The 12,623-nt window shown below is 61.8% G+C and carries 12 protein-coding genes; 1 reads left to right on the plus strand and 11 read right to left on the minus strand.

Annotated features, from left to right (window positions below; translation table 11 throughout):
- Positions 1-58: 58 nt before the first annotated feature.
- From fusA to C0V72_RS00145, 5 genes are all read right to left on the minus strand, one after another.
- Positions 59-2,146: an elongation factor G gene (gene fusA, locus C0V72_RS00130; RefSeq protein ID WP_101791188.1), complete on the minus strand. Its 2,088-nt coding sequence runs from the start codon at positions 2,144-2,146 to the stop codon at positions 59-61.
- Positions 2,147-2,270: 124 nt separating this feature from the next.
- Entirely contained in the window at positions 2,271-2,741 is a 471-nt protein-coding gene (gene rpsG, locus C0V72_RS00135; RefSeq protein ID WP_101791189.1) for a 30S ribosomal protein S7, read from the minus strand.
- 178 nt (positions 2,742-2,919) lie between these two features.
- On the minus strand, positions 2,920-3,291 hold the full coding sequence (gene rpsL, locus C0V72_RS00140; RefSeq protein WP_101791190.1) for a 30S ribosomal protein S12: 372 nt from the start codon (positions 3,289-3,291) through the stop codon (positions 2,920-2,922).
- 671 nt (positions 3,292-3,962) lie between these two features.
- On the minus strand, positions 3,963-4,577 hold the full coding sequence (locus C0V72_RS16140) for a hypothetical protein (RefSeq protein WP_143704492.1): 615 nt from the start codon (positions 4,575-4,577) through the stop codon (positions 3,963-3,965).
- Complete coding sequence (locus C0V72_RS00145) at positions 4,570-5,601, minus strand: ParA family protein (RefSeq protein WP_101791191.1); 1,032 nt, start codon at positions 5,599-5,601, stop codon at positions 4,570-4,572. The genes C0V72_RS16140 and C0V72_RS00145 overlap by 8 nt, the downstream gene beginning before the upstream one ends.
- A gap of 167 nt (positions 5,602-5,768) precedes the next feature.
- Between C0V72_RS00145 and C0V72_RS00150 the strand changes: the two genes are divergently transcribed.
- Positions 5,769-6,350: a hypothetical protein gene (locus tag C0V72_RS00150; RefSeq protein ID WP_101791192.1), complete on the plus strand. Its 582-nt coding sequence runs from the start codon at positions 5,769-5,771 to the stop codon at positions 6,348-6,350.
- On the opposite strand, the gene C0V72_RS00155 is transcribed toward C0V72_RS00150, so the two are convergent.
- The 6 genes from C0V72_RS00155 to C0V72_RS00180 form a co-directional block, all read right to left on the minus strand.
- A complete protein-coding gene (locus C0V72_RS00155; protein ID WP_101791193.1) occupies positions 6,335-7,123 on the minus strand; it encodes a LysR family transcriptional regulator in 789 nt (262 codons plus the stop codon). The genes C0V72_RS00150 and C0V72_RS00155 overlap by 16 nt on opposite strands.
- A gap of 52 nt (positions 7,124-7,175) precedes the next feature.
- Positions 7,176-7,589, minus strand: a complete 414-nt coding sequence (gene apaG, locus C0V72_RS00160; RefSeq protein ID WP_101791194.1) for a Co2+/Mg2+ efflux protein ApaG — start codon at positions 7,587-7,589, stop codon at positions 7,176-7,178.
- Between the two features lie 136 nt (positions 7,590-7,725).
- Entirely contained in the window at positions 7,726-9,759 is a 2,034-nt protein-coding gene (locus C0V72_RS00165) for an alpha/beta hydrolase family protein (protein ID WP_143704493.1), read from the minus strand.
- Positions 9,760-9,849: 90 nt separating this feature from the next.
- Positions 9,850-10,467, minus strand: coding sequence for a 2-hydroxychromene-2-carboxylate isomerase (locus C0V72_RS00170; protein WP_101791196.1), 618 nt, complete (start codon positions 10,465-10,467; stop codon positions 9,850-9,852).
- A gap of 40 nt (positions 10,468-10,507) precedes the next feature.
- The gene (locus tag C0V72_RS00175; RefSeq protein ID WP_172438850.1) at positions 10,508-11,470 is read right to left on the minus strand and encodes a hypothetical protein; all 963 of its coding nucleotides are present in this window, start codon (positions 11,468-11,470) and stop codon (positions 10,508-10,510) included.
- Positions 11,400-12,617, minus strand: a complete 1,218-nt coding sequence (locus C0V72_RS00180; RefSeq protein ID WP_101791198.1) for a trans-sulfuration enzyme family protein — start codon at positions 12,615-12,617, stop codon at positions 11,400-11,402. Before C0V72_RS00180 ends, C0V72_RS00175 begins: the two co-directional genes overlap by 71 nt.
- Between the last annotated feature and the right edge of the window lie 6 nt (positions 12,618-12,623).

Raw genomic sequence — 12,623 nt, forward strand, 5'->3', positions numbered from 1 at the left:
GCGGGAAAAACGGCGGCACCCGCTGAATCAGGCGCCGCCCCTAGACTGCTGGCGCAGCTTAGGCAAGTTTCTCCTTGACCTCGGCAGCGACGTTGGCCGGAACCTCGTCGTAGTGCGAGAACTGCATCGAGTAGTTCGCACGGCCCTGCGTGAACGAACGCAGCTCGTTGACGTAGCCAAACATGTTGGCGAGCGGAACAAACGCTTCCACCGCCTGGGCATTACCGCGCGTGTCGGTGCCCTGGATCTGACCGCGCCGCGAGTTGAGGTCGCCGATAACGTCACCCAGATAATCGTCCGGGGTGATGACTTCGACCTTCATGATCGGCTCGAGCAGCTTGATCCCGGCCTTCTGCGCGACTTCACGCATCGCACCGCGGGCAGCGATTTCGAACGCGATCGCGCTCGAGTCGACGTCGTGGTACGCGCCGTCGGTCAGCTTGATCGAGAAGTCGATGATCGGGAAGCCGACGAGGTGACCGCTGGCCGCCTGTTCGCGGAAGCCCTTTTCGATCGCCGGGATGTATTCGCGCGGGATGTTCCCGCCCTTGATCGCGTCTTCGAAAGTGACGCCCTGGCCGCGCTCACCCGGGGTGACCGTAACCTTGACGCGGCCGAACTGGCCCGAACCACCCGACTGCTTCTTGTGGGTGTAATCGACTTCGACTTCGCGGCCGAGGTATTCGCGGTAAGCCACCTGCGGCGCGCCGACGTTGGCTTCGACCTTGAACTCGCGCTTCATGCGATCGACGATGATGTCGAGGTGCAGTTCGCCCATGCCCTTGATGATGGTCTGGCCGCTTTCGTGATCGGTCGAAACGCGGAACGAAGGATCTTCAGCCGACAGGCGATTGAGCGCGATGCCCATCTTTTCCTGGTCCGCCTTGGTCTTGGGCTCCACCGACAGTTCGATCACCGGCTCGGGGAATTCCATCCGCTCGAGCACGATCGGCGCATTGGCAGCGCAGAGCGTGTCACCGGTGGTGGTTTCCTTCATCCCGGCCAGCGCGATGATGTCGCCCGCGAAGGCTTCATCCACGTCCTTACGCTCGTTCGCATGCATTTCGAGCATACGACCGACCTTTTCCTTCTTGTCCTTCACCGAGTTCAGGTAGGTGCCCTTGTTGAGGCTGCCCGAATAGATGCGGATGAAGGTGAGCGAGCCCACGAAGGGATCGTTCATGACCTTGAACGCGAGCGCGCTGAACGGTGCGTCGTCGGTTGCGGGGCGGCTGTCAGCTTCGTCGCTGTCCATCTTGACGCCCTGGACGTCAGGAATGTCGAGCGGCGACGGCAGGTAATCGACCACGGCATCCAGCAGGGGCTGAACGCCCTTGTTCTTGAACGCCGAACCGCAGCACACCGGCACGAACGACTGGCTGAGCGTGCCCTTGCGGATCAGCGCCTTCAGCGTTGCGACGTCAGGCTCATTGCCTTCGAGATAGGCTTCCATCGCCGCGTCGTCCTGCTCGACTGCGAGCTCGATCAGCTCGCTGCGGTAGATCGCAGCTTCATCAGCCAGATCGGCCGGGATCTCTTCATAGAAGAATTCGGCGCCCAGCGCTTCGTCCTTCCAGATGATCGCACGGTTGTGGACCAGATCGACCAGACCCTTCAGATCGGCTTCGAGACCGATGGGGATGTAAAGCACAGCCGGGCGTGCACCCAGACGGTCGATGATCGACTGCACGCAATACTTGAAGTTGGCGCCGGTGCGATCGAGCTTGTTGATGAAGCACATCCGGGGGACGCCGTACTTGTCGGCTTGGCGCCACACAGTTTCGGATTGCGGTTCAACACCGGCCACACCGTCGAAGCAGGCGACCGCGCCGTCGAGGACGCGCAGCGAGCGTTCGACTTCAATCGTGAAGTCCACGTGCCCGGGGGTGTCGATGATGTTGATGCGGTGTTCCGGACCATCGGCGACCGACCAGAAACAGGTCGTGGCGGCCGAGGTAATTGTGATCCCGCGCTCCTGCTCCTGCTCCATCCAATCCATCGTCGCGGCACCATCGTGCACTTCGCCGATCTTGTAGGACTTGCCGGTGTAGAACAGGATCCGCTCGGTCGTGGTGGTCTTGCCGGCGTCGATATGCGCCATGATGCCGATATTGCGGTAGCGGTCGATCGGATGGCTGCGTGCCATGATGAATTCCTTGGTGTTGGAGAAGCGGCCCGGCCCAACAAGAGGCCCGCAGCGCGCTCCATATAGTGATGATTGTGACAGCCGGAAGACCCCAAGTCACTTGGCGCCCCGGCTGCCCACAATCCTACCAGCGGTAATGCGAGAACGCGCGGTTCGCATCCGCCATGCGGTGCGTGTCTTCGCGCTTCTTCACCGCGTTGCCGCGGTTGTTGGCCGCATCCAGCAGCTCACCCGACAGACGCGCTGCCATGGTGGTTTCCGGACGACCGCGCGCCGCATTGATCAGCCAGCGGATCGCGAGGGCCTGAGCACGCTCGGGGCGAACTTCCACCGGCACCTGGTACGTCGCACCGCCAACACGGCGGCTGCGCACTTCGACCTGCGGCTTCACATTGTTCAGCGCATCATGGAACAGCTGGATCGGGTCCGCCTTGGCCTTGGCCTCGACAGTCTGGAGCGCGTTGTACACGATACCTTCAGCGACGGCCTTCTTACCATCATACATCAGGTTGTTCATGAACTTCGACAGGATCTGATCACCATACTGGGGATCGGGCAGGATGACCCGCTTTTCGGGACGACGACGACGTGACATCGGATATTCTCCTCAAGACCCTGCCTGCACCGTCACCCTGAACTTGTTTCAGGGTCCATTGATCGGCTTGGCTCAGGTCCTTTAATTTGTTTGCGAACTCACCACCCAGGGAAACCATGGATCCTGAACTACGCTCGCTTGAGGCGAGCTATTCAGGATGACCTGTCCCCCGGACAGGTCACTTCGGACGCTTGGCGCCGTACTTCGAGCGGCTCTTGCGGCGATCCTTCACACCCTGGGTGTCGAGCACGCCGCGCAGGACGTGGTAACGCACGCCGGGAAGGTCGCGTACACGCCCGCCGCGGATCAGCACAACCGAGTGCTCCTGCAGGTTGTGGCCTTCACCGGGGATGTAGCTGATGACTTCGCGGCTGTTGGTCAGACGCACCTTGGCGACCTTGCGCAGCGCCGAGTTCGGCTTCTTCGGGGTCGTCGTGTAAACGCGGGTGCAAACACCGCGCTTCTGCGGGTTCTGCTCCATCGCAGGGACCTTGGACTTGGCCTTCTGCGGAACGCGGCCCTTGCGGACCAGCTGGTTGATTGTCGGCATTAAGTTCTCACTTCACCTGATGAGGGTGGAACGGGTGCCAGACGATGTGGGGGAGAGATTAGCCCTGAACCGTCATCCCAGCGAAAGCTGGGACCCAGGGCCGCAGGCACCAAGGCCAGCGGCAAGAGAGCCGGACAAAACCGACATGACGTTCAAGCCGAAACGCTCCACCCGCCTATCCAGCCCTTCGGCCACCGGGTTACTTTGACGACTGCCTTTTCCGCGCGGGAGAGACGCGCCGCCAATGTTCAGCTCAAACCGGGGAGGCCCCGGAAGATGCGCGCCCTTAGGCGGGTTTGGATTGGGGGTCAAGGGTGGGTGTTGGAGCCGAGCGGCAGTCCTACGCCGCGCCCACGCCCAGCCCCGATACCCGCCCCGGCCTTGAGCCGGGGGCAGGCGGAAGGGGAGTATCAGCGCAACAAGGCCCCCTCCCGCTCGCGGGAGGGGTCAGGGGTGGGCGCGGAGCCACCACCGGCGCGAATCGCAATGAACCGGCGGGGCAGCCGCCGCAAGCGCGACCGCGCGCCGCGCCTTATGGCGCGGTAGCCAAGCAGCGCGGACGCGCTGCGCCCGGCGCTTGAGGGCGAAAACAAACAGACTCGGGGGCCACTACGCCTGCGTCCGTTATCCCGGCACAGGCCAAGGTTCTATGGCCCGAAGAATTTACGATGTCAGGGATGCGCAACAAGATCTACCACTGCATTGCCACATGCAGAGAAAAACTCAATTGCACTTTCCGCCTCCGGCTTACTTATTGGAAGCCGAGCGCCTGAAATAACGTCATAATCATATTCATGCACAATCGAATTTCGGCGACCCACCCACAGTATCTGCTGAGTTCTATGCTGGGCAGGGTCAACGCCAACTTTGGCAGCTATTTGATTCCACTTGTACTTCTCAGACCAAATAAGAGATAATCCATCACAGACCTTATCAGGATGCTGAAATGTCATGGCTTTGAGCTTATTTCTGGCAAAATCTTCAAATTGCTGATGAGCGGGGATCACGGAAGCCGCAACCAAGGCCTTGTGCTGACTCACGGTTAAAGCTTCAGCGTCAAACTTAGGGGTACTTGGGCGGACCCCAAGGTACGCGTCCCTCATGCCCTCTCGTATCAAGTCGTGTAAAAGCGCATCATAAGCACTTACGGCATAAACTATCTGTGCTCGCAGAATATCAGTATAATCTAGAATTCCCGAGACGCTTTTTTCAAGAAAATCGAAGACACTCCCAAGCGCCTTAATCTCAAGAATTCGTGAGTTGAAGTGGAGAGCTTGATTATGCACAAGCAATCACCTGCTCAATCTGCGCAACAATGTTGCGGAAATTTCCTTCGAAGCGATCACGGTTTTGAATGAGATTCGCGAGCACCGGTCCGGTTTCACCAATCTCAGCGTTCGTCACCTCAAATACTGGAACGTTAGCTGCATTAGACTTTGGCAAAAGACCTTGAAAATCAGGTATCTCAGCCAAGCAGTAATTTGCCTCAACAAGCTTCTCACCGTAGCAAGCCGCATCAAATACCATCCCGTTGTCCCGAAGTGTAGGATACAGGATATTTGAAACGGTTGCCTTAATCTCGTCGATGTTATTTCTGTAGGGCCGTGCAGCCACGCCATTCCGAACGTTGAACCGTTGAATCAGCGAACCCACCAACTTTGGCACACCCGCAGGAAGCGGATAAGCAGACTCCGCGAACAACTCGACTGCGCCATTTTTCCAAGACACCCAGCGAGGCAGCACGCTCGCCAGTGTCTGAATCGCCATAAGTGAAAAGGGATCTGGATTTGTAGGAATTACAAACCCATCGGAGATAAGGAACAGATTTTGATTAATTGCGCTGAGGCCAGGGTTTAGATCGATCAAGGTATAGTCGATATCGTACGCATCCTCGGTCAGCCTTAAAAGTTCAGCAAAGGCGCCCGGAAGATTTTGTAGCGTAGCCAATGCGTTATTCGCAGTTTGCGCAAAGGTAAGAGACGCATCGTACTCTGACAGGTTCATATGCCCGGCCAACAAATGAAGATTGGGCGCGCGCGCTGGTGTAGCACACATCACAGGCTCGATGGGGACGGGCTTGCCACCAAACGTTGAGGAAACCCCATCCTTTAAATTCTGATGCTTAGTCGCATCTTCAACGTAGTATTTTTCAAACTCGTCCCGGAGTATGAGAGCCGAAAGATTGCACTGTGGATCAGCATCAACCAGTAGGACGCGCTTCTCTCGAGCAAGCATCCAACCGATATTATAAGCTGACGTCGTTTTACTCACCCCACCCTTGTGGTTGAAGAATACTATGCGTCGGCTCATTTGACACTCCAAAAATTTTTCGATGGTAGTCCTAGGACCACTCGTCTTGTTTGCAAAGCTGATTTTTTTGGGTTTTTTGAGGGGCAGAGGCAGCATCTGGCAAACGGCCCAACCCTTCGAATAAGCGTTTTCCTACTCCCCCGCCTTCTGCAATCTCCTCCCGCCCCATGCCCCGCAAGCGCCCCGCCCCCGCCACCGACACCCCGGCCGCCCCCCCGCCTGATCGCCCTCGCCCGCTGCTCGTCAACACGCGGGCCACGCCGCGGCAGGCGACCTCGGCGGCGGCGTTCACCCAGCCTGTCTTTGACGACGACGACCCGCTGCTCGATTTCCTGCCCTACATCCACACCGCGCCGCGCCGGAATTCGATTCTACCCGATGTGCAGCGCGTTTTCATCCGGGAACTGGCGGCGACCGGCACGGTGACGGCGGCGGCGCGGCGGGTGGGGAAGAGCCTTGAGGCGCTCTACAAGCTGCGCGCGCGGCCCGGGGCAGCGGACTTTGCGCGGGCGTGGGACGAGGCGCTGGAATGGGGCGTCATGCGGCTCGAGGATTGCGCGCTCGAGCGGGCGCTGGCCGAAGGGGCGAACAACCCGCGCGCCAATTCGATGCTCTGTTTCGTGATCCGGCATCGCAGCCACCACATGGTCGATGCGCGGATGGTCAGGCCCGGCCACTGGCTCTACGAGCGCATCCGTTACGAACTGACGGGGGAATGGGGGGACGAGGAGGATTACGCCGACAGGTAGGCGACGAGCGCTTTCACCTTCTTGGAGCGCCATTGCGGCGGGGGGGCGAGCAGCCAGTAGGCGCGGGTGCCGGGCTCGGGCTCGGTCAGGGCGGTGAGGGTGCCCAGCGCGAGCGAGCGCTCGGCCAGCGCGAGGGGGAGGATCGTGCGGCCCATCCCCGCCAGCGCCGAGGCGAGCGCCTGTCCGGGCGATCCGGCGCGGATGCAGGGGTTGATGCCATCGGGCAGCGTCATGCCCGGCCAGTCGATCCACGCCTCGCGGTACTCCGGCGCGGCGACGGTGACGCGCATCGCGGGGGCGAGCTGCACCCCCTGAAGCTCGCCCGGCCCGTCGACCAGCCGGATCGCGAGATCGAGGTTCGCCTCGGTGAAGTCGGCGTGTTCATCGGGCGCGAGGATATATTGCACCCCCGGCGTGCCCGCCTGGAACCTGGCGAGGCGGGGGGCGAGCCACTCGGCGTAGAATTCGCGCGGGACGGCGATGGTGTAGCGGTCGGAGGCCTGGCCCGCCTGCATCGCAGCGACGCTTTCCTCGAACCGCATGAACCCTTCGCGCAAGGGGTCAAGCCCCGCCTCACCCTCGGGCGTGAGTTCGAGGCCCTTGGAGGTGCGGCGGAACAGGACGACGCCGAGGACGTCCTCCAGCGCGCGGATCTGCTGGCCGACGGCGGCGGGGGTGACCGCCAGCTCGTCCGCAGCCCGGGTGAAAGAGAGGTGCCGCGCGGCGGCATCGAAAACGCGCAAGGCGTTGAGGGGCAAGTGGGTGCGCTTCACGGGCGGTGGATTAGGCCCGCTTTGCGGCTACCGCAAGAGTCAGCCCATCCCCTCAGCGGGGCGTGCGGCCCTCAGCCGTTTCCGGCGCGGCGAGCGGGAAGAAGGGGATGCGCACTTCGGTCGGCGTGCCGTCGGCGCGTTCGAAGGTGTAGAACCCCTCCATCGAACCGAACGGCGTCGTCAACGGGCAGCCCGAGACGTAATCGTGGCTCTGCCCGGGCTGGAGCAGCGGCTGTTCGCCCACCACGCCTTCGCCATCGACATGGTTCACCATTCCGCGCCCATCGGTGATGCGCCAGTGACGGGTGCGCAAGGTCATTGCCTCATGCGAGGCGTTCTCGATGCGGATGTGATAGACCCAGAACCACTTGCCCGCTTCCGGATGCGATTGCTCCGGCAGGTAATTGACAGCGACCCGGACGGTCATCCCATCGGTGGTGGCGGCGTGCTGGAAAAACTCTTTCATGTCGCCTCACAAGTTAGCGATTCCTCGCTAGGTCACAAGAGGGGCAACGCGCTTAATCCCAGCTGTGTTCCGCGCCGCGTGCGATTCCCGTCCGATCATCGCCGCCCGCGCCTTCCCTTGCGAGGCAGCGCCGGGCCTAGTCGGCAGCCGCCACTGCGGGTGCCTTTGCCTGCGGAACCGATCCGGGCGGATTGTGCTGCACCAGAAACTGTTCAAGCGCATCATACCACTGTTTCTCGCTTTCGGGCTTGGAGAAGCTGTGGCCTTCATCCTTGATGACCAGCGTCTGCGGCGGAACGGGCGCGGTGCGCGTGGCCTTTTCGAAAGCCGTATACTGGCTGAAGGGTACCACCACATCCTTGGTGCCATGCGCCAGCAGCACCGGGCGCGACAGCTGGGCTGCCCGCGCAAGGGGCGAGACGGCTTTCATATCCTCAACCCCCTGCCCGCGCACCCGGTCGCGCCAGCGCTTGAACCCGCCGCGGCTGAAGGATTGCCGGTCATAGCGCAGTTGCCGGTCGAGATCGGTGACCCCCGCCCAGCTGGCGCCGCAGCGGTAGCGCTCGGGATTGCGCAGCACCGCCCACAGCGCCGCATATCCACCATAAGAACCGCCCACCACACACACCCGCGCAGGGTCCGCGATGCCTTCCTTCACCGCCCAGTCCATGGCATCGTCAAGATCGTCCTGCATCGCGCGGCCCATCTGCCCGGTGCCCAGTTCGAAGAAATCATCGCCATAGCCCCCCGAACCGCGAAAATTGGGTTGCAGCACCGCATAACCGCGGTTGGCGAGCAGCTGCACCTCGTCGTTATAGGTCAGCTTGTCGCGGATCCCGTAAGGCCCGCCATGCGGCATGATGATCAGCGGCAATCCTGTCGCCGGGCGCCCGCGCGGCAGGGTGATATAGCCGCGGATCGCGGTCCCATCGCGTGCGGTATAGCGCATCGGCCGAGGCTGGGCGAGCAGCCGGAAATCGAGCTGCGGGCGGTATTGCGCCACCTCTGCCAGCTTGCCTGCCGCCGGTTCAAACAGATAGAGCACGCCCGGATCGGCCTCGTTGCCGGCATAGACCAGCAGCCGCGAATCGTCCTTCGCGCGCGACACCACCCACACTTCGACATCGCCGAGTGCCTTGCGCAGCATCGCGTATTGCTTGCGGTTTTTCTCGTCGAACCAGTGCACCTCATCACGGTCGGCGGTGTAGAACGCGGCCAGCGGCGCGCCGTCACGCAGCAGCGCGCTGTCGATGTCCCATTCGGGATGTTCGTAAATCGTCTCGACCGCCTGGCGCGTGGCGAAGTTGAATTTGCGCAGGCCCACCCGCCCGCTTTCGCCTTCGGACAGGACATAGCCAATGTCCGAACCGTTCACGATCTGGAGCGCATCCCAATACCCCTCGCCCGTCTCGCCGCGTTTGAGACTGGCGACCAGCTTGAGCTGTGCGTTGGTATCGGCGCGGTAATAGATGTTGAGCCGCTGGCCGACCCAGCCGGTGCCCATGCGCACCACGCCCTGATCGTCGGTCACCCAGTTCCACACCCCATCGCGCGGGGTCTGCACGGTCGTCACCTTGCCGCCCGGTTCAAGCTCCTGCCGCATCACCGAGGGGTAATCGTAGATCGTCCGCTGGATCGCGACGAGAATATGGGACCCATCTTCAGCCACGTGGATGACATTGTCACCTTCGACCACGTTCATCTGTTTGAGCAGCGGGGTCATGGTGCCATAACTGACCTGCAACAAAAACAGGCGCGTAAACCGGACCTCGTCATCCATGAAGTTATCCATGGTCGAGATCGACAGCAGCAGCTTGTCGTTGGTAACCCAGCGATACCATTCAAACTGGTAAGCGGGATCGGCCTTGAACGCGCGTTCCGCTTGCCGGGTCTCGACATTGGTGACGATGAATTGGGCAATCCCGTCAATGCGGCGCAGGTAGGAAAAGCGCGACCCGTCAGGCGATAGCTGCGCGTCCCAGAAAGCCGATCGTCCGGCGAAATCGGTTGTCGGAATCGCCGGTGGCGGCGTTTCTGTCAGAGGCGCTTGTGAAGCGGCGGGCGGCGGCGGACTTTGCGCTGCGGCCCCGGCCATACCGATAAGCGTGCTGCCGATAAGCAGGCAGGCACAACCCGCCCACCCGGTGAATGCCCGAAGAAATCCCTTCACAAATGCGTCCCCTGCGACCCTGATTCGCCAAGACTATGATTTGCAAAGGCATTGGCAAGCAGAAACGGCGCGCAATTGCGCTGTGCATGGTTAACCTTGGGCGAGCAATTCCTCGATCTGGCCCAAACGTTCCTTGCCGAAGAACATCTCGCCCTCTCCCTTGGGCCCCACGAACATGGTGGGAATGCCAAAGGCCCCGCGCGCCACGACTGCATCGGTGTTGGCGGCAAGGCCCTGCTTGACGGCGTCTGTCTGCGCGCGGGCGAACAGATCGGCTGCATCGAATCCAGCGGCGGTGATGGCTTCGCCAATCGCCTCGGGCGAGGCTATATCCAGCCCGTCCTCCCAGATCGCGCGCAGCAGCGTTCCTGCAAACTGCACCCCGCGCCCGTCTTGATCCGCGGCGTAAAGCATCCGCTGCAAGGTGATGGAATTGAACGGAAACTGCGGATGGAGCCGGTATTTGCCCAGATCATGCCTGGCGATGAACCGCTGCATTTCCAGCATCGCGTATTCATTCTTGCCCTTCACCTCGGCGTCGCGGATCATCGGCGGGGCGTTGCCGGTCAGCTTGTGCATCCCGCCAAGAAACACCGGGATCACGTCCAATTCGGCCTCGTAACGGTCCACCAACTCGCGCAGCGGCCACCAGATGAGATAGGCATTGGGGCTGACGACATCAAAGACGAGTTCTACGCGGGTGGCCATGTCCAGACGATCCTATCGACAATAAGGCGCAAGCCTTTCCTTACGGGCTGTCTGGCAGGCACTTGCGCGCTTCGTCAACCGATGTCTCTTTGTTGATACAGGCCAGCGTTTGCTCGGCCTTGACCTGCGCCGTGACCGCTTCGGTTTGTAGCCGGGAAATGGCATCAGCCATCGTTCCGGCCCGGTAGTATGCGTTGAGATCGTCAACAAGCGCAGTGATAGGATAGTCACGGTAAGGCAACTTGAGGTTCAACCGGATCCGGCTCAGCACCTCCTTGCGGTTGGCCTCCATCGTCTGGATCAGCGCCGGGGCGGATTGTTCATAATAGAACTCTTCATTGGCGCTCGACTGGATCGTTCCGGTAAGGCCAGCAAGCGCGGCCAGAACGGTCTTCACGCCTTCCCCGCCGATCAGCGTTGCCCCGGCTTCAAGCCCGGAGCGCACGCCGCCGATGTAAAAATTGGACTTCGCCCGGTTGGCCAGAATGTTACCGGAATAGCTGTTGAAATTATAATTGATGGCCAGCAGCAGATCGGACGACATGGCGTTCCTGACCGCCCGGCAATTGACGAGCGCCGCGTCGGTATCGGGCGCTGTACCGGCGATGGCGCCGCAGTTTTCGGCTTGCGCAAGCCAGCTTCCGGGCCGCGGCTTGCCATCATCAGCCGCCGTGCATGTGCCGTCGCGCTTGTCCTTCGCGCAGACCACGTCCGAATATCGATCGGTCAGCGTCTGTATCGCATTGGGCCTGAAGGGCTGCACGGGTATCTGCGTGACACCTCCGCCGCAGGCAGAGGTCGCCAGAAGTGCTGCTGCCACGATCGCCCGTGCAAAATGCGCCATCATTTCCCCCTTGATGCCATGAACAGCCATCAACGCGGCAGCGCAGACCAAATCAAGAAGGGCCAAACTTAATTGGGAACGCGGCCTCCTACATCCCCGCCGCGGCGAGCGCCTGGTCGAGATCTTCGGTGAGATCGGCGATGTCTTCCAGCCCCACATTGATGCGCAACAGACCCTCGGTCACGCCCATCGCGGCGCGGGCTTCTTCGCTCATGTTGGCGTGGGTGCTGGAGGCGGGGTGGCACATCAGGCTGCGGGCATCGCCGATATTGTTGGAGATATCGACCAGCTTGAGCGCGTCGAGCACCGCAAAAGCGCGCGCGCGGGTGCCCACGTCCAGCGCAAAGATCGGGCCGGTTGCGTCCATCTGCTGCTGGGCGAGCGCATGGCGCGGGTGGCTGGGCAGGCCGGGATGGCGCAGATGCCCGCCCGCTGCCAGCACGCGCGGCTCGATGAATTCGCCCAGCGCCACGGCGTGCTCGGACTGCTTGAAGGCGCGCAGCGGCAAGGTTTCCAGTCCCTTCAGCACCACCCAGGCGTTGAAGGCGGAGAGCGTCGGGCCGGTATTGCGCTGGAAGGGCATCAGCACATCATCGATCCACTGCTTCGACGCACAGATCGCGCCCGCCAGCACGCGGCCCTGCCCGTCCATCAGCTTGGTGGCGGAATAGGCAACCACATCCGCGCCAAATTCCATCGGGCGCTGCAACACCGGCGAGGCGAAGGCGTTGTCGACCACGGTGGTGATCCCGTGCGCGCGGGCGAGGCCGCAGACATAGGCGAGGTCAACGATATCGAGCGTCGGGTTGGCCGGCGTCTCGAAGAAGAACACCTTGGTATTGGGCCGGATCGCAGGCTCCCACGCGGCGTTATCGGCGCTGTCGATGATCGTGACCTCGATGCCGAACTTGGGCAGCAGGGTGTCGCACAGCCAGCGACAGCTGCCGAAAGCAGCGCGCGCGGCTACGACGTGATCGCCTGCCGAAAGCTGGCACAGCAGCGCCGCGGTCATCGCCGCCATCCCGGTCGCCTGGGTGCGGCACGCCTCGGCGCCCTCCATCAGCGCGATGCGTTCTTCCAGCATCGCGACGGTGGGGTTCTGGAGGCGCGAATAGGTCATGCCTTGCGCGGTGCCCGCAAACCGGTCGGCAACGGTCTGCGCATCGTCATAGGTGTAGCCCGAGGTGAGGAACAGCGCTTCGCTGGTCTCCCCATGTTCAGAACGCCAGGTGCCGCCGCGCAATGCGCGGGTTGCGGGGCGCCAGTTTGCCGTGGCGGCGCGGTCCATGCCGGTAGTCTTCTTCATGGGGCG

The sequence above is a fragment of the Porphyrobacter sp. TH134 genome (assembly GCF_002855495.1).
Classification (GTDB): domain Bacteria; phylum Pseudomonadota; class Alphaproteobacteria; order Sphingomonadales; family Sphingomonadaceae; genus Erythrobacter.

Excerpts from the sequence above, each read along its gene's own strand:
- fusA (WP_101791188.1), bottom strand. The coding sequence starts at position 2,146 with ATGGCACGCAGCCATCCGATCGACCGCTACCGCAATATCGGCATCATG.
- apaG (WP_101791194.1), bottom strand. The coding sequence starts at position 7,589 with ATGAAAGAGTTTTTCCAGCACGCCGCCACCACCGATGGGATGACCGTC.
- C0V72_RS00180 (WP_101791198.1), bottom strand. The coding sequence starts at position 12,617 with ATGAAGAAGACTACCGGCATGGACCGCGCCGCCACGGCAAACTGGCGC.
- C0V72_RS00150 (WP_101791192.1), top strand. The coding sequence starts at position 5,769 with ATGCCCCGCAAGCGCCCCGCCCCCGCCACCGACACCCCGGCCGCCCCC.
- C0V72_RS00175 (WP_172438850.1), bottom strand. The coding sequence starts at position 11,470 with ATGTGGGGCTGGAAGACATCGCCGATCTCACCGAAGATCTCGACCAGG.
- C0V72_RS00145 (WP_101791191.1), bottom strand. The coding sequence starts at position 5,601 with ATGAGCCGACGCATAGTATTCTTCAACCACAAGGGTGGGGTGAGTAAA.
- rpsL (WP_101791190.1), bottom strand. The coding sequence starts at position 3,291 with ATGCCGACAATCAACCAGCTGGTCCGCAAGGGCCGCGTTCCGCAGAAG.
- rpsG (WP_101791189.1), bottom strand. The coding sequence starts at position 2,741 with ATGTCACGTCGTCGTCGTCCCGAAAAGCGGGTCATCCTGCCCGATCCC.
- C0V72_RS00170 (WP_101791196.1), bottom strand. The coding sequence starts at position 10,467 with ATGGCCACCCGCGTAGAACTCGTCTTTGATGTCGTCAGCCCCAATGCC.